We start from the raw sequence: 21200 nt of genomic DNA, 5'->3' as shown, positions 1-21200 counted from the left end.
AGCTTAACAGACTGCGTCCGCACTGAGTTGCCCAAAACTGCCGATCTGCCGGGCCGATCCGGTGGCAGATCGTCACAGGCCTGAAGGTTCACGCCTACGCTGTGATAAAGTCCGCGCCCTGAAAATCGTACAGCTGTTCAACGTGCCGTTTGGCGGCGTTGATGTCACTTCGACAGGCGTTTCGTGACTGCCCACGACGCTTCGCACCCTATAAAAAACAGAGATGCCGCTATGACCGCTTCATCCCCTTCGTTACTGCAACGCCTGAAACGCCTGAGTCTGGTCAGCCAGATCGTCATTGGTCTGATCGCCGGTATTGCCCTGGCCCTGATTGCACCGGAGCTGGCGAAGTCCACCGCGTTCATCGGCAAGGTGTTTGTCTCGGCGTTGAAAGCCGTGGCGCCGATTCTGGTGTTCGTTCTGGTGATGGCCTCGATCGCCAACCACAAGCACGGTCAGGAAACCCACATCCGGCCGATCCTGTTCCTCTACCTGCTGGGTACATTCAGCGCTGCGGTGGTGGCCGTGGTCGCCAGCATGGCGTTCCCGTCGAATCTGGTGTTATCCACCGAAAACGTTGCCGTGACTGCGCCTGGCGGCATCGGCGAAGTCCTGCAAAGCCTGTTGCTCAGCGTCGTCGATAACCCGGTCAGCGCGCTGATGAATGCCAACTTCATCGGCATTCTGGCCTGGGCGATCGGCATGGGCATTGCCATCCGCCACGCTGGCGATACCACTCGCGAAGTGCTCGGTGACTTGTCCAACGGCGTCACCGTGATCGTCCGCGTGGTCATTCGCTTCGCGCCGCTGGGCATCTTCGGCCTGGTCGCGTCGACACTGGCCACCTCCGGTTTCGGCGCACTGCTTGGCTACGCGCACCTGCTGGCGGTGCTGCTGGGCTGCATGCTGTTCGTCGCGCTGGTGATGAACCCGCTGATCGTGTTCTGGAAGCTGCGCCGCAATCCGTACCCGCTGACCCTGATGTGCCTGCGCGAAAGTGGCATCACCGCGTTCTTCACCCGCAGCTCGGCGGCGAACATTCCGGTCAACCTGGAATTGAGCAAGCGCCTGGGCCTGCACGAAGACACCTACTCGGTGTCGATCCCGCTCGGCGCGACCATCAACATGGCCGGTGCGGCGATCACCATTACCGTGCTGGCCTTGGCGGCGGTGCACACTTTGGGCATCGCCGTGGACATTCCGACCGCAATCCTGCTCAGCGTCGTCGCCGCGATTTGCGCCTGTGGCGCTTCGGGTGTGGCCGGTGGTTCGCTGCTGCTGATTCCGCTGGCGTGCAGCCTGTTCGGCATCCCGAGCGAGATCGCCATGCAGGTCGTGGCGGTGGGCTTCATTATTGGCGTGCTGCAGGATTCGGCGGAGACCGCGCTGAACTCGTCGACTGATGTGCTGTTTACCGCGGCGGCTTGCCTGGGCGAAGAAGAGAAGGCTCAGCGTACGGCGTAATTTCTCGCGCAACCAAAAGCCCGCCTTGGTGTGAACCTTGGCGGGCTTTTTTGTGGCTGGAAATATCCCCTCACCCCAGCCCTCTCCCGGTGGGAGAGGGAGCCGACCGAGGTGTTCGGCTTTATATGTCGACCTGAACGATCGAGTCGATTATGGATTCACTGCAAATCGCTCAAGTCGGCGTAACTTTTCAATATTCCCCCGTCAGTCCCCTCTCCCTCCGGGAGAGGGTTAGGGTGAGGGGCTTTTGCGGGCTTAGAACGCGCCCATGTAATCGCGCTTGCCCACTTCAACACCGTTATGACGCAGCAGCGCATAAGTGGTGGTGACGTGGAAAAAGAACTGCGGCAAGCCGTAAGTCAGCAGATACGCCTGACCACTGAAGCGCTTCTCTTTCGGCGTACCCGGACGGGTGACGATTTCGATGCCTTCCTTGCCATCGATCTGCTCTGGCTTGATCTCGCCAATGAAGGCCAGGACCTTGGCGATCAGCGCTTGCAGTTCGGCGAAGGTGGTTTCGGTGTCGTCGTACTTCGGCAGTTCGACTTCAGCCAGACGCGCCGACACGCCTTTGGCGAAATCCACGGCGATCTGCACCTGACGCACCAGCGGGAACATGTCCGGGTACAGACGCGCTTGCAGGAAGACGCTCTGATCGATGTTTTTCGCGCTGGCGTGGGCTTCGGCCTTTTTCAGCACATCGCTCAGGGCGTTGAGCATTTGTTGAAAAACCGGGACGGATGCGGCGTACAGTGAAATGGTCATGGCAGTCTCATGTGATGGCTGGGTAATACGCGGTGGCGATTATAGCCATGCTTGATGAGCACACGGCTTGCCTTTTGTTTGGCAAGGATTAGGCTAGGCGGCTTCGACTGCAGAGGGAACGCGCGATGAGCAACGAACAAGAATCCACCTCCGACCAGCCACGGCTCAATGCCACGGAAATCCGCATTCTCGGTGCGCTGATCGAAAAACAGGCCACCAGCCCGGAAACCTATCCGCTGACCCTCAACGCGCTGGTGCTGGCCTGCAATCAGAAAACCAGCCGCGAACCGGTGATGAACCTCAATCAGGGCCAGGTCGGCCAGAGCCTGCGCGCTCTGGAAGGGCGTGGTTTTGCCCGGCTGGTAATGGGCAGCCGTGCCGACCGCTGGGAGCACAAGGTCGACAAGGCGCTGGAACTGGTGCCGGCGCAGGTGATTCTGACGGGTTTGATGTTTCTGCGCGGTCCGCAGACCGTCAACGAACTGCTGACCCGCAGCGGGCGCATGCACGAGTTCGAGGACGCCGAGCAGGTCGTGCATCAGCTTGAACGCCTGATTGCACGCGGTCTGGCGGTATTGATTCCGCGTCAGGCCGGGCAGCGCGAGGATCGTTATACCCATGCCTTGGGCGATCCGGCGGATATCGAGGCGATATTGGCGGCGCGGCAGAATCCCGGGGAGCGATCGGGCGGTGGCGTTTCACTGGAGCGTATCGAAGAACTCGAGGCCCGCATCGCGGCGCTGGAAGAACGCCTGGCCCGCCTCGAATAACCACCGCAAAGCCATTGTGGGAGCGAGCCTGCTCGCGAAAGCGTAGTGTCAGTCACCACTGATCTTGAATGACCCGTCGCCTTCGCGAGCAGGCTCGCTCCCACAGGGACATCAGCGATTTTCAGATTTGTTATTCACCATCCCAATAATCCACCCCATCCACCTGCCGCGCGACAGCGACAAAGCCCGAGGCATTGCCGTCGGCATCCACCGTGAAATTATCCATCACCGCATACTTGTTCGAGTCCGGATACTCGCAGATCTCCGGCTGCTGCTGAGTGCTCACCGCCAGATAACGCAGTTCGCCCGCGCTGGTATTGATGATCTGATGTGCCTTCTCCGGTCCGCCCGGTGGGCAGGCGATCACATCACCGGCGCGGATCGGAAAACGCTCGCCTCCCAACCGCACCTCGCCCTCCCCGGCCACCACGTAGAACATTTCCTCGTTGACCCGATGGCTGTGGAATGGACTGCCGCGCATGCCCGCTGGCAGCGCATACAGGCGATAGCCGAGTTTCTGCGCACCAAGTTGCTGACCGATCCGCGCGATACGCTGCTGATAACGCCCGGCGGTTTCGCCTTCAGGGGCCAGGGCTTCGGGAAGGGCTTCGAGTTCGACCTCGTTCAGGTTGAGGATGGGCGGATGCATGGGCGGCCTCGGTTATGGTTTTTGTGATGGGCACGTCTGTGCGTGCTGGCGAGGATTATAGATAGTGATCCAGAACCGCAGCGCGGCCTTCGCGAGCAGGCTCGCTCCCACATTCAATCGCATTCCAGCTCAACCTGTGGGAGCGAGCCTGCTCGCGAAGAGGCCAGCCCAGCCACTAAAAGATCAATCAGCTGCGCGCAAAATCCACCGCCGCCGCAAATTGCGCCTCATTCGGCCGCACTCCGGTGTACAGGACAAACTGCTCCAGCGCCTGAATCGCAATCACCTCAAGCCCGGTGATTACCCGCTTGCCCTCGGCTCGCGCTCGCACGATAAGCGGCGTCTCCGAAGGGATCGCCACCACGTCGAATACCGTCTCAGCCGCTTTGATCACCTCAGGCTCAAACGCCAGTTGCCCCGCCTCCGGCCCGCCGTCCATGCCTACCGGGGTGACATTGATCAGCATCTGCGGGCGCTCGTCACCCAGCTCGGCCTGCCAGCGATAACCCAGCGAATCCGCCAGGGCGCGGCCGGCGCGTTCGTTACGGGCGACAATCAAACCGTTCGGGTACCCACCATCGCGTAGGGCGCTGGCCACCGCTTTGGCCATGCCGCCGCTGCCACGCAGGGCGAAGGTCGAATCCTTCGGCACCGCGTGGCTCTCCAGCAATTGCGCGACGGCGATGTAATCGGTGTTGTAGGCCTTGAGGTGGCCGCCAGTGTTGACGATGGTGTTGATCGACTGGATCGCCGCCGCCGACGCATCCAGCTCATCGACCAGCGCAATGCAGGCTTCCTTGAACGGCATCGACACGCCGCAGCCGCGAATGCCCAGTGCGCGAATTCCGCCGACCGCGCCGGTCAGGTCCTGGCTGCTGAACGCTTTGTAATAGAAATTCAGGCCCAGCTGTTCATACAAATGGTTGTGAAAACGCAGACCGAAATTCCCCGGCCGCCCCGACAGGGACATGCACAGTTGGGTGTCTTTGTTCGGGTTCATCTGCATGAAACTTCTCCTTCAAACGCACTTTCGGATGGACGGGATTGGCCGGCCCACCGGGTTCTGAATCATCATTGAGACTTGTTTGTGGCGCCGCGCAGCCGGGTAAAGAAGCCGCTACAGACCTTACACAAAATTTACCCAGCGGCTGTGCTGAATTTCGCAAATTTGCTGTCTTAGCTGTATCCCCGCGACAACTGTGGGCCTGATTCAGGCCGCGGCGCCGGGTCGAAGAACCGAGGACTTATCATGATTCGTAAACTTCCCATCATGGCTTTGTTGATTGGCACACTTGCCGTCACCGGCCAGGCTGAAGCGGGTGGTGGCCATGGCTGGCAGGGCCCTGCAGTGTTTGGCGCGATCGTCGGCTCGGCCATCATCGGCTCGGCATTGATCAACCAGGATCGGCCGGTGTATGTGCAGCAGCAACCGGTTTATGTGCAGCCGCAACCGGTCTACGTGCAGCAACCGCCGCCACCGGTCTACTACCAACCCGCGCCGGTGTATGTACAACAACCGGTCTACGTGCAGCCAGCCCCCGTCTATTACGGCCCGCCTCGTGGTTATTACGGTCGGCCCCACGGCTACTACGGCGGCCCGCATGGCTACTACGGCGGTCCACGCTGGTAAGCGCAACGCAGAGCCCTGCTTTCGAGCAGGGCTTTTTTATGACCGCTGGTCGGCCAACGTCTGAAAAAATCTCGCCAAGGTCGCTGTGAGGACAGTCCGAGCAGCTAAAGTCGGCATGATGGAATCGACCGTCGGGCTTTTTTCATCGAACGGTCACCGCTTTGTCATGACGGAACCGCAATCTGAATCCGTCCGTAAACAACAGATCGATAACAACAAGGACGACTGTATGCCCACACAAAACCCGCACCGCATCGTCGGTCTGTGCACCTCGAACAAGGTGTACAGCGCACTCACCGAGCTCAAGCATCTGGAAGGCCATCGCTGCGCCAAGCTGCTGTCCCTGCTTGCCGAAAACCTCGTGCACAAGGGCCTGCTCAATGAGCGCGAAGTCATGCACATGCTCGATCAAGTGGTGGAATGACGGCAGACCTCACTGGCATCAATGACCACTATCGAAAGCGTTGATTGTCCGTCGTGCCGGCAAATCTCTAAGGTAGCCCCATCAGTTTGATGGAGGTTTTCCCATGGCACAGGTTCAAATCATGTCGGTGATCGGCAGCGCAGTTCCCGCTTCGCTGCGTGCATCCGGTTTGCTCGCTTGCTGGTATCTGGTGCGCGATGGCGAGCCGATCAGCGGCCCGCTCACCTCCTTGCCAGCAGCACAGGCCTTGTCGCAACAGGTCGCCAGCAGCACGTTTCACGCTTAAGGCAGTTGCACCTTGGGCTTGGTCTCGACGAACAGCGCCCAGCTCGACAGGAACAACGCGGCAATCAACGGCCCGATCACAAAGCCGTTGAGGCCGAAGACCGCGAGGCCGCCGAGGGTGGAAACCAGAATCAGGTAATCAGGCATCTTGGTATCTTTGCCGACCAGGATCGGGCGCAGCACGTTGTCGACCAGGCCGATCACGAATACGCCGAACAAGCCCAGCACCACGCCCTGCCAGATCATGCCGCTAAGCAGGAAGTACGCCGCCACCGGCGCCCAGACAATCCCCGCGCCTACTGCTGGCAACAGCGACAGAAACGCCATCAGCACCGCCCAAAGCAGCGCGCTGGGAATATCGAGAAACCAGAAAATCAGCCCGCCCAGCGCACCTTGGGTCACGGCCACCACCACGTTGCCTTTGACTGTCGCGCGCACCACGCGGTTGAACTTCAGTTGCAGGCGGCGCTTGTGGTTTTCTTCCAGCGGCACGGCAGTGCGCATCTTGCGCGCCAGCTCGGGGCCGTCACGCAGGAAGAAAAACAGCAGATACAGCATGATGAAAAAGCTCACCACGAATTCGAATGTGCCCTGGCCGAAACTGAACGCCTGAGTCGCCAGCGCCTGGCTGCCCTGCATCGCCGCTTTGACGATCTTCTCGCGCAAGCTGTCGAGTTCGCCCATGCCGAAGCGGTCGAGCAAGTGCTGAAAGTACGGCGGCAGGCTGTGCTTGAACTGCGCCAAATAGGCAGCGATGTCCAGCTCGCCGCTTTCAATATTCTTGTAGACCGTGGCCCCTTCCTGCACGAGCAGGATGCTGACGATGATCACCGGCAGAATCGCGATCACCAGGCACAGGCTCAAGGTGCACAGCGACGTCACGTTGCGTTGCCAGCCGAACTTCTGCTGCAACCTGCGCTGTACCGGCGCAAACAGAATGCCGAGGATGACAGCCCAGAACACCGCGCCGTAAAACGGCAGCAGAATCCAGATAAAGGCCACCGTGACCAGCACCAGCAGCACCGTCAGGGATTTGAATTGCAGACTCTTTTCGTTCATATCCGGTCCATGTCAGTCAGACGTCACGCACGCCCGCCCCACTTAGTCAGCCGCCGAGCGCGCGAGTGCCATGTTTATTCATGGAGCATAGATCCAGATCAATAAACCCTCGCGGCAGCTGCCCTACCCTGCGCGGCTTTTGCGACCGACACCCAAATGCAGACTCTCATCGCCCCCGAGCTTCTCGCCCCCGCCGGCACCCTGAAAAACATGCGTTACGCCTTCGCTTACGGCGCTGATGCGGTCTACGCCGGCCAGCCGCGCTACAGCCTGCGGGTGCGCAACAACGAGTTCGATCATGCCAACCTGGCGCTGGGCATCCGTGAGGCGCAGGCGCAGGGCAAGCGCTTCTATGTGGTGGTCAACATCGCCCCGCACAACGCCAAGCTGAAGACGTTTCTCAAGGATCTGGCGCCGGTGATCGAGATGGCACCGGATGCGCTGATCATGTCCGACCCGGGCCTGATCATGCTGGTGCGCCGGCATTTTCCGCTGATGCCGATTCATCTTTCGGTGCAGGCCAACACGGTGAATTGGGCGAGCGTCGAGTTCTGGCAGCAACAGGGGCTGGGCCGGATCATTCTGTCGCGCGAACTGTCCCTCGAAGAAATCGGTGAAATCCGCGAGCAGGTACCGGACATGGAGCTGGAGGTGTTCGTGCACGGCGCGCTGTGCATGGCCTATTCCGGGCGCTGCCTGCTTTCCGGTTACATGAACAAACGCGATGCCAATCAGGGCACCTGCACCAACGCCTGCCGCTGGAAGTACACGGCGCTACAAGCCACGGAAAACCAGCTCGGCGAGATCGTCCAGACCTTTCAACCCGAGCCGACCCTAGGTCTCGGCGCACCGACCGATCAGGTCTTTCTGTTGCAGGAAGCCAATCGTCCCGATGAATTGATGCCGGCTTTCGAAGACGAACACGGCACCTACATCATGAACGCCAAGGACCTGCGCGCCGTGCAGCATGTCGAGCGGCTGACGCGCATGGGCGTGCATTCATTGAAGATCGAAGGCCGGACCAAATCGCATTTCTACTGCGCGCGCACCACCCAGGTATATCGCCGGGCGATCGATGATGCCGTGACCGGACGCGAGTTCGATCGCAGCCTGATGCTGGATCTCGAGTCGCTGGCCCAGCGCGGCTACACCGAAGGTTTTCTGCGCCGCCATGTGCACGACGAATATCAGAACTATCAGCACGGCAGTTCGGTGTCGGAGCGGCAGCAGTTCGTTGGCGAGCTGACCGGCGAGCGCCGGGATCGCCTGGCCGAGGTGAAAGTGAAGAATCGCTTTGCCGTGGGCGATCATCTGGAACTGATGACGCCCAAGGGCAATTTCCATTTTGATCTGCATGAATTGCAGAGTGTCAGCGGCAAAGCGATCGAAGTGGCGCCGGGAGACGGGCATACGGTGTACGTGCCGATTCCGGATGCGGTGGATTTGCGCTTTGGGTTGTTGATGCGGGATTTGCCGAGGACCTGAGTCCCCCCCTAGCCCTCTCCCAGAGGGAGAGGGGACTGATCGGGGGTTATTTCAGAGGTACGCTGACCGGAACGGGGACCGCTGAATCCGCAAACTACACAGCGCTGGTTGTGCTCGTGAATCCATAATCGGCTCGGACTTTCAGGTCGATGTCTGGCGCAAGACACCTCGGTTGGCCCCCTCTCCCTCCGGGAGAGGGCTGGGGTGAGGGCCGCTTTTCTATTGGGCGAACTCCTCGCGCAACATCGCCACAAATGCCTCCCGCGCGGGGTGCACCCCGGCGTTTTCATGCCAGTAGAACAAATTCTCGATCGCCGTCAGTTCGGCAAATTCATGACCCACGCAGCCCGCGCCTTTGGCGTACTGCTCGAACACACCCTTGGGCACCAACGCCACTCCGGCGCCGGCACTGACGCAGCCGACGATCGCTCCGTAACTGGCCAGACTGACAATCGGCAGCGCCTGCCCTCGGCGCAGCAACCAATGCTCAAGTGCCGCGCGGTATGGGCAACCCGGTGGCCACATGAACAGGGTTTTGTCTTGCAGATCGCCGATGTCGCGCACCGGGCCGAATGAAGTCGAGGCGATCAGTAACAATTCCTCTCGATACATCGGCGTGCGTTTGAGCTGAGCACGTTCGACATCCACCGCCACAATTGCGCCATCGAGGCGATGGTTGACGGTGTCGTCGAGCAGCTGGCTCCAGGTGCCGGTGGTCAGTTCCAGTGCCACTTGCGGGTAGCGCTTGTGGAATTTCGCCAGCAGCCGTGGCAAGCGCCCGGTCGCCGAGGACTCGATGGCGCCGATGCGCAGCGGTCCGGACGGCTCGGCGGCCGGGTCGAGCGCGCGTTTGGCTTCGACGGTCAGCGCCAGAATCTTTTCCGCATAAACCAGAAAGGTCTGCCCCGCCGGGCTGATGCGCAGTCCGCGCCCCTCGCGCAAGAACAGCGCCACGCCCAACTCGGCCTCCAGCGCTTTGATCCGCGCAGTGATATTCGACGGCACGCAGAATAGCTTTTCGGCGGCCCGGGCAATGCTGCCGGCCTCGACCACGGTCTTGAACATGCGGATTTGCGCCAGCTCCATAATCATCACTCTGAGTGAACAGTCAGCGCAGTATAAGTCAGTTGTGGCGAATGTTCGGGCGCCCGGATACTCGGCGCATCCACTGCCCTGGTGCCTCGATCATGACTTCCACTTCTACCTGCAAAATTATCCTGGCCATGGCGTTTGTCATCGGCTGCTGGTCCTATTCGCCCACCGGCATTCACATCGGCTTGCAAGGGTATGAGCCCGGACATCTGGCCTTGCTGCGTTTTTTGCTGGCGTCGCTGTTGATGGCGCTGATCGCAATTTTCAAAGGCATTCGCCTGCCGCAGTGGCGCGATGTGCCGTTACTGTTTGCCTTGGGCTTCTTCGCCGTCAGCCTGCATCACGTCGCCTTGAACATCGGCCAGCAAGGCATCAGTGCCGGGGCTTCCAGCGTGCTGGCGCAATCGAGCCCGCTATTCAGCACGCTGCTGGCGCGCCTTGTGTTCAAGGACCGCGTCAGCGCCTGGCGTTGGGGCTGTGTGCTGCTTGGATTTGTCGGCGTGGTGATCGTGGTCAGTGGCGACAAGGGCCTGGGCGCTATCAATGCCCATGGCTTGTTGATCTTGTTGGCGGCGCTTTCCTGGAGCCTCTATTTCGCCCTGCAAAAGCATCATGCGCGGCGCTACGACGGTTTCAGTCTGGGCTGCTACGCGGTGTGGTCGGGGACGTTGCTGTTGCTGATTTATCTGCCGGGGCTGACTGACGCCGTGATGCAGGCGCCGCCGCGTGCGCAGTGGGCGGTGCTGATGTTGGGGGTGTTTCCCAGCGCACTGGCGTATCTGGCCTGGGGTTTCGTGCTCAAGCATGTGGACTTGAGTCGGGCGACGATGACCTTGTATCTGATACCGCCGACGGCCATGGGAATTGCGTCTTGGGGACTGGGTGAACGGCCGACGTTGATGGTACTGATGGGGGCGATGGTGGTGTTGATCAGTGTGTTGGCATTGAATCTGGAGCGTGGGGTTGGCGTCGTTCGGGCAGTTGAGAGCAAGGCTTGAGTCTGCTGTGAAGCCGATGCCGTCTTCGCAAGCAGGCTCGCTCCCACAGTGGATGACACAAACTCCCTGTGGGAGCGAGCCTGCTCGCGAAGAGGCCGGCCCACTCAATGAATAATCGAGACCTCAGCGCATATCATCCGACAACGGTGTCGGCTCATCCGCCGGGGGTACATCCTCGTCATCCGGCGGATCCTTCCAGTCATCCGGGCGGTCGGCATCGCTCAGCGGATCGCGCCCCGGATCCATGCCCGGCGGTGCATCGTGATCGCTCAGGGTCGGCTCGTCGGTGCCGGATACGGGGCGGGTCTGGTCGGTGGGCGCCATGCCACCGGGAACAAGCGAGTCATCAGCCATGCTGCACCTCACAATACTGGCCCGGATTATCCGGGGCGTATTACTTGGAAGCGCGGGTGCTGAGGGCGTGCGGTAGATCAGACCAGCGGCATCAGCCTTGGGCGATAAAGCGATCACGACTGTTGGTCAGGTGCAGCCACATCGCGGCGCGGGCGGCATCGGCGTCCTGACGCTTGATCGCATTCAGAATCGCCTCGTGTTCCAGATTGGCCAAGTGCCCGAGCTTGCTCAGATCCGCCGCGCCGCGCTCGGCGGCATTCAGGCGATTGCGCGGGATCATCGCACTGCCCAGGTGCTGCATGATCTCGCTGAAACAAGCGTTGCCGGTGGCCTCGGCGATCAGCAGGTGAAAACGCCGATCGGCCTCCACGCAACTGTCGTTGTTCGCCAGCAGCCGCTGATAGTCATCCAGCGCCTGACGCATCTGCTGCACCTGCTGCTCACTGCGCCGCTGCGCCGCCAGCGCCGCCGCTTGCGTCTCCAGGCCCATGCGCAATTCGAGAATGCTGCGCACGCCGAGCGCCGTATCGACGTTCAGGCGCAGGCCCTGCTCCGCTGCACGCTCGATCACGAAAGTGCCGATGCCATGGCGCGTCTCCACCAGCCCCGAGGCCTGCAACTTGGAAATCGCCTCGCGCACCACCGTGCGGCTGACGCCGTGTTCCTGAACGATGGAATTCTCCGACGGCAATTTGTCACCGGGCGACAGTTGTCCGAGCAGGATGCTCTGGGTGAGCTTTTCCACCAGGTCATGAGCGAGGTTGTGCGTGCGTTTGCGCGCGGGCGCGTCGAGGTCTTCTTGCATGATCGGTTCCGGTGATCGGGGCTTGCCGATCGTAGCACTGCGGGATGACGGTTGAGATGGATTTTAGCGGTGGACGGGCCATCAGCTTGTATGACAACACTCAATTACGTCGAATATTTTCGATAGCCAGCCACCACGCATTACCATTCATATCTCAAACAGGCGCTCCGCTCGACTGGCGCAACAATCAATAAATACGAGCCTAGATCCTGTTTTTGCATAAAAAACCAAACAATCAGAAGAATTTGATCGCCCTCACCACTTGTAGGACAAAAAATTACAGTTGTATGATGTCTAGCAACAACGCAGCACCCAGTCCTACCCCGCATAAAAATAATCAGTGGGAGAAACATCAGTGAAAACCTCCATCTCCGGGATGCAGGACAGCGTCGACCCGACGCTCGCCTCAGCCATCTCGAAAGTCAAACGCCACGTCCTGCCGCTCTTCGTGATCATGTTCATCGTCAATTACATTGACCGGGTGAACATAGGTTTCGTCCGCACCCACATGGAAACCGATCTGGGCATCGGTGCTGCCGCCTATGGCTTCGGCGCCGGGCTGTTCTTTATCGGTTACGCGCTGTTCGAAGTGCCGTCCAACATGCTTTTGCAGAAAGTCGGCGCACGCATCTGGCTGACCCGCATCATGTTCACCTGGGGCATAGTCGCGGCCTGCATGGCGTTCATCCAGAACGAAACCCACTTTTATATCCTGCGCTTCCTGCTCGGTGTCGCCGAGGCCGGATTCTTTCCCGGGGTGATCTATTACTTCACCCGTTGGCTGCCGGGCGTCGAGCGTGGCAAGGCGATCGCGATCTTCCTCAGCGGCTCGGCCGTGGCCTCGCTGATCTCAGGTCCCTTGTCCGGCCTGCTCCTGCAGATCAACGGACTGGGCATGCACGGCTGGCAGTGGATGTACTTCATCGAGGGGATGTTCTCGGTGTGCCTGTGCGTGTTTGTCTGGTTCTGGCTGGACGCCAAACCCCACGACGCCAAATGGCTGAGCCGCGCCGAACAGGATGCGTTGGTCAGCGCCATCGACGACGAGCAAAAGGCCCGCGAAGCCGCGACGCCGATCCGGCCGTCGCTGGGCAAACTGCTCAAGGACCGGCAGATCATTCTGTTCTGCCTGATCTACTTCTTCATTCAGCTGACCATTTATGCGGCGACTTTCTGGCTGCCGAGCATCATCAAGAAGATGGGCGAACTCAGCGACGTGCAGGTCGGCCTGTTCAACTCGATTCCGTGGTTGCTGTCGATCGTCGGCATGTACGCCTTCGCCTCGCTGTCGGCGAAGTGGAAACACCAGCAAGCATGGGTCGCCACTGCACTGCTGATCGCCGCAGCGGGAATGTTCATGTCCACCACTGGCGGGCCGATCTTCGCCTTCGTAGCGATCTGCTTTGCGGCGCTGGGTTTCAAATCCGCCTCGTCGCTGTTCTGGCCGATTCCCCAGGCTTATCTGGATGCACGCATCGCGGCGGCGGTGATTGCGCTGATCAACTCGGTGGGCAACCTCGGTGGCTTCGTCGCGCCGACCACCTTTGGTCTGCTGGAGCAACACACCGGCTCGATTCAGGGCGGCCTCTATGGTCTGGCCGCGACCTCGATCATCGCCGCAATCATTGTCTTCGCCGCGCGCACCACGCCGAAACCCGCTGCTGAAAAGGCTGTGGCCGACGCCGCGCCGAAACACGCCTGACTATGTCTCGACAAGGAAAACAACAATGACTGTTCATGACACCGCCAAAGCTCCGATCATCACCGACATGCAGGTCATTCCGGTGGCCGGTCACGACGGCATGCTGCTCAACCTGAGCGGCGCCCACGGGCCGTTTTTCACCCGTAACATCGTCATCCTCAAGGACAACGCCGGCCACACCGGCGTCGGCGAAGTGCCCGGTGGCGAGCGCATTCGCCAGACCCTGGAAGATGCGCGCAATCTGGTGGTCGGCAGCCCCATCGGCACGTACCAGAAAATTCTCAACCAGGTGCGCCAGACCTTCGCCGACCGCGATGCCGGTGGCCGTGGTCTGCAGACGTTCGACCTGCGCATCACCATTCACGCGGTCACCGGCCTGGAAGCCGCCCTCCTCGACCTCCTCGGCCAACACCTCGACGTGCCGGTGGCGGCGCTGCTCGGTGAAGGTCAGCAACGCGACGAAGTGAAGATGCTCGGTTATCTGTTCTACGTCGGCGATCAGCACGAAACCGATCTGGCCTATCGCAGCGAACCGGACGCCGACAACGACTGGTTCCGCGTACGTCACGAGAAAGCCATGACCGCCGAAGCGGTGGTGCGTCTAGCGGAGGCGGCGCACGCCAAGTACGGTTTCAAGGATTTCAAACTCAAGGGCGGCGTGCTCAGTGGCGATGCCGAAATCGAAGCGGTCACGGCACTGGCCGAGCGTTTCCCGGACGCGCGGATCACCCTCGATCCGAACGGCGCCTGGTCGCTGAAAGAAGCGATTCGTCTGTGCCGCGATCAGCACCACATACTCGCCTACGCCGAAGACCCGTGCGGTGCCGAAAACGGTTATTCCGGGCGCGAAGTCATGGCTGAATTCCGCCGCGCCACCGGGCTGAAAACCGCGACCAACATGATCGCCACCGACTGGCGTGAAATGGGCCACGCGATTCAGTTGCAGTCAGTGGACATCCCGCTGGCCGACCCGCACTTCTGGACCATGCAGGGTTCGGTACGCGTCGCGCAGATGTGCCACGAATGGGGCCTGACCTGGGGCTCGCATTCCAACAACCACTTTGATATTTCCCTGGCCATGTTCACCCACGTCGCCGCCGCCGCACCCGGCGAGATCACCGCCATCGACACCCACTGGATCTGGCAGGACGGTCAGCGCCTGACCAAGGCACCGCTGCAGATTGTCGATGGTCTCGTGCAGGTGCCGAAAAAACCGGGGCTGGGCGTGGAACTGGACATGGATCAAGTGGCCAAGGCCCACGAACTGTACAAAGGCATGGGCCTCGGCGCGCGGGACGACAGCGTGGCGATGCAGTTCCTGATTCCGGGGTGGAAATTCGATAACAAACGGCCGTGTCTGGTGCGTTGATCCAGCAGGCGCCGCTGATTTCAATTGTGGGAGCGACCTGCTCGCGAAGGCGTCAGGTCAGTCGATAGTGCTGTCGCTGATACACCGCTTTCGCGAGCAGGCTCGCTCCCACAAGGGGGTTTTGTGTCAGGCAGAAACTTGCAGCAACCAGGTTTTGAACGCTTTCATCGCCACCGTTTCCGCTCGCGACTGCAACCGCGTCAGCCAGTAACTACCCGTGGTGATCTCGATCGAATACGGCTGGCAAATCGCATCTGCCGCCAGTTGCCGGGCGAACATCAGCGGCGGCGCCAACGCCACGCCGCCGCCCTGCAATGCGGCTTCCATCATTGCCAGCGACGAATCGAACACGATGCTTTGCGGTGGCGCGGCCTGTGTCGCCAGGCCCGCCGCGTGAAACCACTCCGGCCATTCATCGGTGCGATAGGAACGCAGCAAGGTCTGCTGCAACAGGTCCGCCGGCGAGTGCAGTTGCCGGGCAATCTCCGGCACGCACAATACCGACAACGGCGCATCGAGCAAGCGTGTCGCCTCAATGCCATGCCAGGCGCCAGCACCGAAACGAATGGCGTAATCCAGTCCTTCCGCCGCCACATCCACCCGGTTGTTATTGGTCGACAGACGTAAATCTATAAGCGGATGTTTCCCCCGAAAGTCCGCCAGCCGCGGCAACAGCCAACCCACCGCAAACGTACCCACCGCGCCGACCGTCAACATCTCGCGATACTGCCCACCGGCCAGACGCTCGAGCATCTGCGCAATATGATCGAATGATGTGCTGAGTACCGGCAGCAAGGTTTCGCCTTCACTGGTCAGCATCAGCCCACGGGGCAGGCGTTTGAACAGGGTCAGGTTGAGTTGCGCCTCCAGGCTTTTGACCTGATGGCTGACCGCTGCCTGCGTTACGCACAGTTCGACGGCGGCGCGGGTGAAGCTCAGATGGCGTGCCGAGGCTTCAAACGCGCGCAGAGCGTTGAGCGGCAGTTGCGGTCGAATCATGCGTTGCCCCAAATTTTTCTAATGGCTCATGCGAGTTTTCATCGTTTGTCGATGGCCGGCGAAGTGCCTAAATTGGCCGCGCTGATCGGCCGTCCGATGAAAAATCACCCGCAGTGTAGCGGGATACAACAATCGACACTCATGGAGAGTGATTCAATCATGTGTTCCTTAAAACCGAGCAAGGTCTTTTCCTACAGCGCTTTCGCACTGTTCGTCGGCAGCGTTGCCTGTCATGCCGCAACGCCGACGGATGCGCAATTGCAGGCACTGGTCAGCCAAGCCGTCACCCCGGTGATGCGGCAAAACAACATCCCGGGGCTGACGGTAGCGATCACGCTGAATGGCCAGGCGCATTACTTTAACTACGGGGTTGCCGCTAAAGACACCGCGCAAAAGGTCAGCGAAAACACCCTGTTCGAAGTCGGCTCGGTGAGCAAAACCTTCACCGCCACCCTCGCTGGTTACGCACAGGCCACAGGCAAACTCGACCTGTCGAGCAAGGCCAGCCAACTCTGGCCGGAGCTCAAGGGCAGCGCCTTCGACAACATCAGCGTGCTGCAACTGGGCACCTACAGTGCAGGCGGACTGCCGTTGCAATTCCCCGCTGAGGCGGATTCTTCCGACAAGATGCTCGGCTATTACCAACAGTGGAAACCGCAATTTCCCGCCGGCAGCCATCGCCTGTATTCCAACCCGAGCCTGGGCCTGTTCGGCTACCTGACGGCGAAAAGCCTCGGCCAGCCGTTCGACCAGGCAATGACGCGAACCCTGCTGCCGAAACTCGGCTTGCAGCACACCTTCCTCAGCGTACCGTCAGCGCAGTCGAAGCTTTATGCCCAAGGCTACGACAGCGCCGACCAACCGGTACGCGTCAGCCCCGGCGCCCTCGACGCCGAAGCCTACGGCATCAAAACCAGCGCCGCCGACCTGCTGCGTTACGTCCAGGCACAGCTGCAACCGGCCAGCCTTGCGCCTGATCTGCACCAAGCCATCGCCAACACCCACATCGGTTATTACCGCGTCGGCGACATGACCCAAGGCCTGGGCTGGGAACGCTACGCCTACCCGCTCAGCCTGGAAAAACTGCAAAACGGCAACTCGACCCCCATGGCCATGGAGCCGCACAAAGTCGAGTGGCTGACCCCACCGCAAGCTGAACCGGCCAACGTGCTGTTCAACAAAAGCGGATCTACGCGGGGCTTTGGCGCGTATGTGGCGTTCGTGCCGTCGCGAGACATGGGCATCGTGATTCTGGCCAACAAGAATTACCCGAATGCCGAACGGGTGAAGATTGCGTATACGGTTTTCAGTGCGTTGGCGGATTAAGAGCAAAAGATCGCAGCCTGCGGCGGCTCCTACAGGATCGGGTTTTCACTCGGTTGATGGAGCTGCCGCAGGCTGCGATCTTTTCGTTTCAGCGCTTAAAGCTGCGCCTGCAACTTCCAGCCGATGACATCCATCAGGTCGCAACTGTCACGCAGCACGGTTGCCGAGACCCGAGCCAGATCCTGCAGCAACAAGGCGTCGTGCCCCTTGCCGTCAACCAGCGCCAGGGTTTCCATCAATTGCGTTACACAGCGCAAGCGATAGGCCGCAGTGCCGTGCAGGACATCCAGTGGAGCTTCACTGTCGATCAGCAGACAGGGGATCTTGCAGTCGATCCCGGTGATCGGTATGTAGCGCGCCATGGTAGAACCTCCCTGTTCAATGTTGAGTCGCCGTTGCGGGTGAATCGAGATTGTCCAGCGCGCGGTTGACCAGCAGTTCTCCGACTACCGCCAATTGCTGGATCGACAACGTCAGGCTGCGCTGCGCACCGCTCAACTCGCAGGCCAGATCGGTGGTCAGTACGTTCAGTGAGGCAAGGGTTTCGCAGGCATGGCTCAGCAGTGTCGCCGTGTCGATGTCGGGGAGAATGGTGAAAACGTGGCTGATGGGATCGGGTTGGCCGGGGTGGCGCAGACGCGGATTATTGGAGTCGAAGGAGCTTGAATCCAGGGGGGATTCGGGGGGATTTGGAGTGTGTTTTTTCATGTGTTGATTACCGTTGTGGATTGTAGGAAACACTACCTGTCTCACTTCCACATGAGGGTGGCAGCTGTACGCAGGTGTGGAAGACCAGGCCAATCCACCAATACCCGGCGCACTCGAGAGTGCTCCTGCGCACAGCCGCCAAAACGCGGCGATGTTGACATAAAACCCGTCGACATGCGCTTTTGAGACATTGATGGATGTAACCGAACAACCGGACTTCCACATCCGACCACTGTGTTTTTCAGCGGCCAAAAGAGGTTATCCCTCTGCGTCACAACGCACCAGTTCACCACGACCGCCGCGTCTTGCAGGAAAAATCCACTCGATTTGAAGGGTGTTGGCGTCAGACGTTTCGGCAGGCACATGCTGCAATGACTTTCGATCAGCAGATGACTTGTGGGAGCGAGCCTGCTCGCGAATGCGCTCGATCAGTCACCTTTCAGCGCCTGAAAAACCGCTATCGCGAGCAGGCTCGCTCCCACATTTGAACTGTGCACTTCACAAAAAAATGTGGGAGCTGGTTTGCCAGCTCCCACAGGGATTTTGCTTCACTCACGCAACGCGCAATCAATCATCCGGCATCTGCGGTGGTTTGCTTGGTTTCGCCGGTTTGCTGCCCTTCGCGCCTTTGGCCGGTTCCGGCTCGGTGGCGGCAGGCGTTTGTGCGGCGGCGGCCGCAGCGGCGGCTTCTTTTTCGGCCATGGGCATGGCGTCGATGGTTTCGAAGATTTTCGCCAGGCTCAATGCCTTGGCTTCATCACCCGAGGCGGAGAGCTTGGTTTCGCCGTCCTTGCCCACCAGGAACACTTTTGGATAAGCGCCGGCACCGAGCTTCAGCGAACGCAGCAGGGCCATGGTGTCCTGCTGGCCCATGTCCTTGCCGTCGAGCTGGCCGGACATGCTGAGGATGGTGTAGACCTTGATGTTGCGGTCGGTGACGCCCTTTTTGTTGGCGGGGTCTTCCAGCGACTTTTTCAGGCTCAGCCACACCGGGTCGACGGTGCTTTGCGCAATCACGATCAGCGGGCGGGCGCGGCCCACGTCCCCGGCCAGGGGTGAATCGCTGTCGGCGGCGAACAGGGGGCCGGCGATTGCCAGCAAGAGGGTCAGGGTCAGGGACCTGATGAGCATGCGCATCTCCTTTTGATATCCACGCACTACTGATTGCGCATCGTGGCGATTGTTCCGGCGGCGTCTGGCAAAAAGGCATTGCCCTGTCAGAAGCTTAGGTCAGGGAGAACTTTGCGCAACATGACGCAAGCGATCATCGGCACATCCCTAAGGCCGCTGCATTGGAAGTGTTTTCTCCAGGTCGAATCAGAACGCCAACTTGTAACCAATCAACACCAGCATCGTCGCCAGGCACGGGCGCAGGACTTCGTCGGAGATGCGTCCGGTCAGGTGGCTGCCGAGCCAGATGCCGGGCAGCGAGCCCATCAGCAGGAAGCCCAGCACGCCCCAGTCCATGTTGCCCATGCTTGCGTGGCCGAGGCCGGCGACGAGGGTCAGGGGTACGGCGTGGGCGATTTCGGTGCCGACCAGGCGGCGGGTTGGCAGCAGTGGGTAAAGGATAAACAAGGCGACGGTGCCCAGTGCGCCGGCGCCGATCGAGGTCAGGGCGACCATGGTGCCGAGGATCAGACCGGTGATCACCGTCATCACGTTAAGCCGCGAACCGCTCGGGTTGTAGTTGCCACCCGCGCGTTTGTGGGCGAATTCGAGCAAGCGTTTCTTGAAGAAGATTGCCAGGGCGGTGGCGAAGAGGACGAAGCCGAGCGCCTGTTTGATGATGGCGTTCATCGCGTCCGGCGCGGTGTGCAGGGTGCTGAGGAACCACAGGGTCATGGCCACCGCCGGCACACTGCCGAGGGTCAGCCAGCCGGTGATGGCCCAGTCGATGTTCTTGTTCTTCCTGTGAACGAGGACGGCGCTGGATTTGGTGATTGCGGCGTACAGCAGGTCGGTACCCACCGCCGTCGCCGGGTTGATGCCGAACCACAGCAGGATCGGCGTCATCAACGAACCGCCGCCGACACCGGTCATGCCTACGATAAACCCCACCACCAGCCCGGCAATCACCAGGCCGAAATTTGCCAATTCCATTCAAACGTCCAGAAAACGACAGGAAAATCTGGCCCGCAGCATAGCGATTTTTCTTATAACCACATATATCGATGCGGTCTATCGTTATGCCATATCGAATTCACCGCAGATCCCACAGTGGATCTTTGCGCTACAGCAAACCTGCGGGGCTCACTGCACCGGCAGGAAATTCAAGAACAGCAGGCTCTGCGCGTAATTCAGGCCGATCCTGCGATAGCGCTCATCGAGCATCTGCGTGAGCAGATCCAGGCGCGCGACGATTTTGCTGAATTCGGTGGCGAAGCTGAGGTTGCTGCCCTCCTCCGAGATTTCGTTGGAGAACAGCAACGGCTGGCCTTCCTTGTTCTGCCGTTGCGACAAAATCCACATGGCTTTTTCGATGTTGCGCGCGGCGTTGTGCACGAACGTCGGGTTGATCGCGTCGGTCATGTAGAACTCGGTGCGATTGCCGTGGGCGGTAACCAGCATGCTGCCGATCGCATAGATGAACGCGCCGACGCGGTCGCCGAGGAATTCCGGACTCATCGCATAGCTCAGCGCCGCCAGGTCCTTGCGCCCGCCCAGCACGGGCAACGGCTGCTGTTGCTCGACAGCGAGGCGCACCTGTTTCACGGCGGCGTTGACGGTGAGGAAACCGGATTTGCGCAGTTCTTCCGGGTTGCGCAGGTAAAGCTTGCCCATCAATCGATAGAGGCTGTCGAGGTTGTCGCGCATCGCCAGGGTGGCCATGCGGTCGACGCTGGTCTGCAGAAATTCCTGCGGCTGCCCTTCACGCATCTGATTGAAAAATCCGTTGCCGTTCTGGTGGCTGCAGCCGCTGAGCAACAGCGACAACAGGCAGGCCAGCAGCAGGCACGGGCGGCGGTGAGCGACGGTGATCAGGGCAAAAACACTCGGCATGAAGTCTCGGAGAGGCACATTCCTGTGCGGCGGGAGTCACCGCATCCTGGCCATGCATAGAGCCGCCGATTGCGAAAAAGTGCAGTGCCCGGGCGGTGAGCCGACCTTCGGTGCTTTTCGCCATATCAATTAGTCGGACTTTATATTTGCCAACAGCGGTAAATCCGCTATAAATCTTCTCTCTCGACTCTAATAGCATGACTAGTGACATGTAGGAGCTGCCGAAGGCTGCGATCTTTTGATCTAGCTTCTAAAAATCAAGATCAAGATCAAAAGATCGCAGCCTTCGGCAGCTCCTACGGTCAATGCGAAA

Annotated in this window: 23 protein-coding genes; 10 read left to right on the top strand and 13 right to left on the bottom strand. The window is 60.2% G+C overall.

Going from position 1 to position 21200, the window contains the following annotated elements; translation table 11 throughout:
* The first annotated feature begins 231 nt into the window (after nucleotides 1-231).
* A complete protein-coding gene (gene sstT, locus KVG85_RS03540; RefSeq protein WP_073471344.1) occupies nucleotides 232-1464 on the top strand; it encodes a serine/threonine transporter SstT in 1233 nt (410 codons plus the stop codon).
* Nucleotides 1465-1719: 255 nt separating this feature from the next.
* Here the strand turns inward: sstT and KVG85_RS03535 are convergent, their stop codons facing one another.
* Complete coding sequence (locus tag KVG85_RS03535; RefSeq protein WP_016775348.1) at nucleotides 1720-2229, bottom strand: DUF1993 domain-containing protein; 510 nt, start codon at nucleotides 2227-2229, stop codon at nucleotides 1720-1722.
* 125 nt (nucleotides 2230-2354) lie between these two features.
* Here KVG85_RS03535 and KVG85_RS03530 point away from each other — a divergent pair, with 125 nt between their 5' ends.
* Nucleotides 2355-2999 carry a YceH family protein gene (locus KVG85_RS03530; protein WP_217862991.1) on the top strand — a complete coding sequence of 215 codons (645 nt, stop codon included), beginning with the start codon at nucleotides 2355-2357 and terminating at the stop codon, nucleotides 2997-2999.
* 130 nt (nucleotides 3000-3129) lie between these two features.
* On the opposite strand, the gene KVG85_RS03525 is transcribed toward KVG85_RS03530, so the two are convergent.
* Together KVG85_RS03525 and KVG85_RS03520 are read right to left on the bottom strand one after the other, a co-directional pair.
* Nucleotides 3130-3648: a cupin domain-containing protein gene (locus KVG85_RS03525; protein ID WP_217862990.1), complete on the bottom strand. Its 519-nt coding sequence runs from the start codon at nucleotides 3646-3648 to the stop codon at nucleotides 3130-3132.
* A gap of 187 nt (nucleotides 3649-3835) precedes the next feature.
* Nucleotides 3836-4654 carry a shikimate 5-dehydrogenase gene (locus KVG85_RS03520; protein ID WP_217862989.1) on the bottom strand — a complete coding sequence of 273 codons (819 nt, stop codon included), beginning with the start codon at nucleotides 4652-4654 and terminating at the stop codon, nucleotides 3836-3838.
* A 243-nt stretch (nucleotides 4655-4897) separates the two neighbouring features.
* On the opposite strand from KVG85_RS03520, the gene KVG85_RS03515 reads away from it, so the two are divergent.
* The 3 genes from KVG85_RS03515 to KVG85_RS03505 all read left to right on the top strand — a co-directional run bounded on the left by KVG85_RS03515 (nucleotide 4898) and on the right by KVG85_RS03505 (nucleotide 5988).
* Nucleotides 4898-5278 carry a hypothetical protein gene (locus KVG85_RS03515; protein WP_217862988.1) on the top strand — a complete coding sequence of 127 codons (381 nt, stop codon included), beginning with the start codon at nucleotides 4898-4900 and terminating at the stop codon, nucleotides 5276-5278.
* 229 nt (nucleotides 5279-5507) lie between these two features.
* Nucleotides 5508-5702 (top strand): hypothetical protein, encoded by a 195-nt coding sequence (locus KVG85_RS03510; RefSeq protein ID WP_056789862.1) that lies wholly within the window; start codon nucleotides 5508-5510, stop codon nucleotides 5700-5702.
* 103 nt (nucleotides 5703-5805) lie between these two features.
* Nucleotides 5806-5988 carry a hypothetical protein gene (locus KVG85_RS03505; RefSeq protein WP_041477171.1) on the top strand — a complete coding sequence of 61 codons (183 nt, stop codon included), beginning with the start codon at nucleotides 5806-5808 and terminating at the stop codon, nucleotides 5986-5988.
* On the opposite strand, the gene KVG85_RS03500 is transcribed toward KVG85_RS03505, so the two are convergent.
* Nucleotides 5985-7046 (bottom strand): AI-2E family transporter, encoded by a 1062-nt coding sequence (locus KVG85_RS03500; RefSeq protein WP_217862987.1) that lies wholly within the window; start codon nucleotides 7044-7046, stop codon nucleotides 5985-5987. The two genes, KVG85_RS03505 and KVG85_RS03500, sit on opposite strands and share 4 nt — an antisense overlap.
* Nucleotides 7047-7202: 156 nt before the next feature.
* On the opposite strand from KVG85_RS03500, the gene trhP reads away from it, so the two are divergent.
* Nucleotides 7203-8531, top strand: coding sequence for a prephenate-dependent tRNA uridine(34) hydroxylase TrhP (trhP, locus tag KVG85_RS03495; protein ID WP_217862986.1), 1329 nt, complete (start codon nucleotides 7203-7205; stop codon nucleotides 8529-8531).
* 219 nt (nucleotides 8532-8750) lie between these two features.
* Here trhP and KVG85_RS03490 read toward each other — a convergent pair whose 3' ends face one another.
* Entirely contained in the window at nucleotides 8751-9617 is an 867-nt protein-coding gene (locus KVG85_RS03490) for a LysR family transcriptional regulator (RefSeq protein WP_217862985.1), read from the bottom strand.
* A 101-nt stretch (nucleotides 9618-9718) separates the two neighbouring features.
* Between KVG85_RS03490 and KVG85_RS03485 the strand changes: the two genes are divergently transcribed.
* Nucleotides 9719-10621 carry a DMT family transporter gene (locus tag KVG85_RS03485; protein WP_225926625.1) on the top strand — a complete coding sequence of 301 codons (903 nt, stop codon included), beginning with the start codon at nucleotides 9719-9721 and terminating at the stop codon, nucleotides 10619-10621.
* Nucleotides 10622-10744: 123 nt separating this feature from the next.
* On the opposite strand, the gene KVG85_RS03480 is transcribed toward KVG85_RS03485, so the two are convergent.
* Both KVG85_RS03480 and KVG85_RS03475 read right to left on the bottom strand, forming a co-directional pair.
* Nucleotides 10745-10975 (bottom strand): hypothetical protein, encoded by a 231-nt coding sequence (locus KVG85_RS03480; RefSeq protein ID WP_071172961.1) that lies wholly within the window; start codon nucleotides 10973-10975, stop codon nucleotides 10745-10747.
* A gap of 91 nt (nucleotides 10976-11066) precedes the next feature.
* On the bottom strand, nucleotides 11067-11780 hold the full coding sequence (locus KVG85_RS03475) for a FadR/GntR family transcriptional regulator (protein ID WP_016775357.1): 714 nt from the start codon (nucleotides 11778-11780) through the stop codon (nucleotides 11067-11069).
* Nucleotides 11781-12135: 355 nt separating this feature from the next.
* Here KVG85_RS03475 and KVG85_RS03470 point away from each other — a divergent pair, with 355 nt between their 5' ends.
* On the top strand, nucleotides 12136-13482 hold the full coding sequence (locus KVG85_RS03470) for an MFS transporter (RefSeq protein WP_024013478.1): 1347 nt from the start codon (nucleotides 12136-12138) through the stop codon (nucleotides 13480-13482).
* A 25-nt stretch (nucleotides 13483-13507) separates the two neighbouring features.
* Nucleotides 13508-14851 carry a glucarate dehydratase gene (gudD, locus tag KVG85_RS03465; RefSeq protein WP_217862983.1) on the top strand — a complete coding sequence of 448 codons (1344 nt, stop codon included), beginning with the start codon at nucleotides 13508-13510 and terminating at the stop codon, nucleotides 14849-14851.
* Nucleotides 14852-14977: 126 nt separating this feature from the next.
* On the opposite strand, the gene KVG85_RS03460 is transcribed toward gudD, so the two are convergent.
* On the bottom strand, nucleotides 14978-15850 hold the full coding sequence (locus KVG85_RS03460; protein ID WP_217862982.1) for a LysR family transcriptional regulator: 873 nt from the start codon (nucleotides 15848-15850) through the stop codon (nucleotides 14978-14980).
* A gap of 159 nt (nucleotides 15851-16009) precedes the next feature.
* On the opposite strand from KVG85_RS03460, the gene ampC reads away from it, so the two are divergent.
* Entirely contained in the window at nucleotides 16010-17176 is a 1167-nt protein-coding gene (ampC, locus tag KVG85_RS03455) for a class C beta-lactamase (RefSeq protein ID WP_217862981.1), read from the top strand.
* Nucleotides 17177-17271: 95 nt separating this feature from the next.
* On the opposite strand, the gene KVG85_RS03450 is transcribed toward ampC, so the two are convergent.
* The 5 genes from KVG85_RS03450 to KVG85_RS03430 all read right to left on the bottom strand — a co-directional run bounded on the left by KVG85_RS03450 (nucleotide 17272) and on the right by KVG85_RS03430 (nucleotide 20887).
* Entirely contained in the window at nucleotides 17272-17538 is a 267-nt protein-coding gene (locus KVG85_RS03450; protein ID WP_217862980.1) for a hypothetical protein, read from the bottom strand.
* A gap of 16 nt (nucleotides 17539-17554) precedes the next feature.
* A complete protein-coding gene (locus tag KVG85_RS03445; RefSeq protein ID WP_217862979.1) occupies nucleotides 17555-17884 on the bottom strand; it encodes a DUF6124 family protein in 330 nt (109 codons plus the stop codon).
* A gap of 567 nt (nucleotides 17885-18451) precedes the next feature.
* A complete protein-coding gene (locus KVG85_RS03440; protein ID WP_016775365.1) occupies nucleotides 18452-19015 on the bottom strand; it encodes a DUF4174 domain-containing protein in 564 nt (187 codons plus the stop codon).
* Nucleotides 19016-19201: 186 nt separating this feature from the next.
* Nucleotides 19202-19987: a sulfite exporter TauE/SafE family protein gene (locus KVG85_RS03435; protein ID WP_217862978.1), complete on the bottom strand. Its 786-nt coding sequence runs from the start codon at nucleotides 19985-19987 to the stop codon at nucleotides 19202-19204.
* 150 nt (nucleotides 19988-20137) lie between these two features.
* Complete coding sequence (locus KVG85_RS03430) at nucleotides 20138-20887, bottom strand: hypothetical protein (RefSeq protein ID WP_217862977.1); 750 nt, start codon at nucleotides 20885-20887, stop codon at nucleotides 20138-20140.
* Between the last annotated feature and the right edge of the window lie 313 nt (nucleotides 20888-21200).

The sequence above is a fragment of the Pseudomonas triticicola genome (assembly GCF_019145375.1).
GTDB lineage: Bacteria > Pseudomonadota > Gammaproteobacteria > Pseudomonadales > Pseudomonadaceae > Aquipseudomonas > Aquipseudomonas triticicola.
The sequence above is the reverse complement of the archived record's forward strand: the minus strand, read 5'-3'. Positions and strand labels throughout refer to the sequence as shown.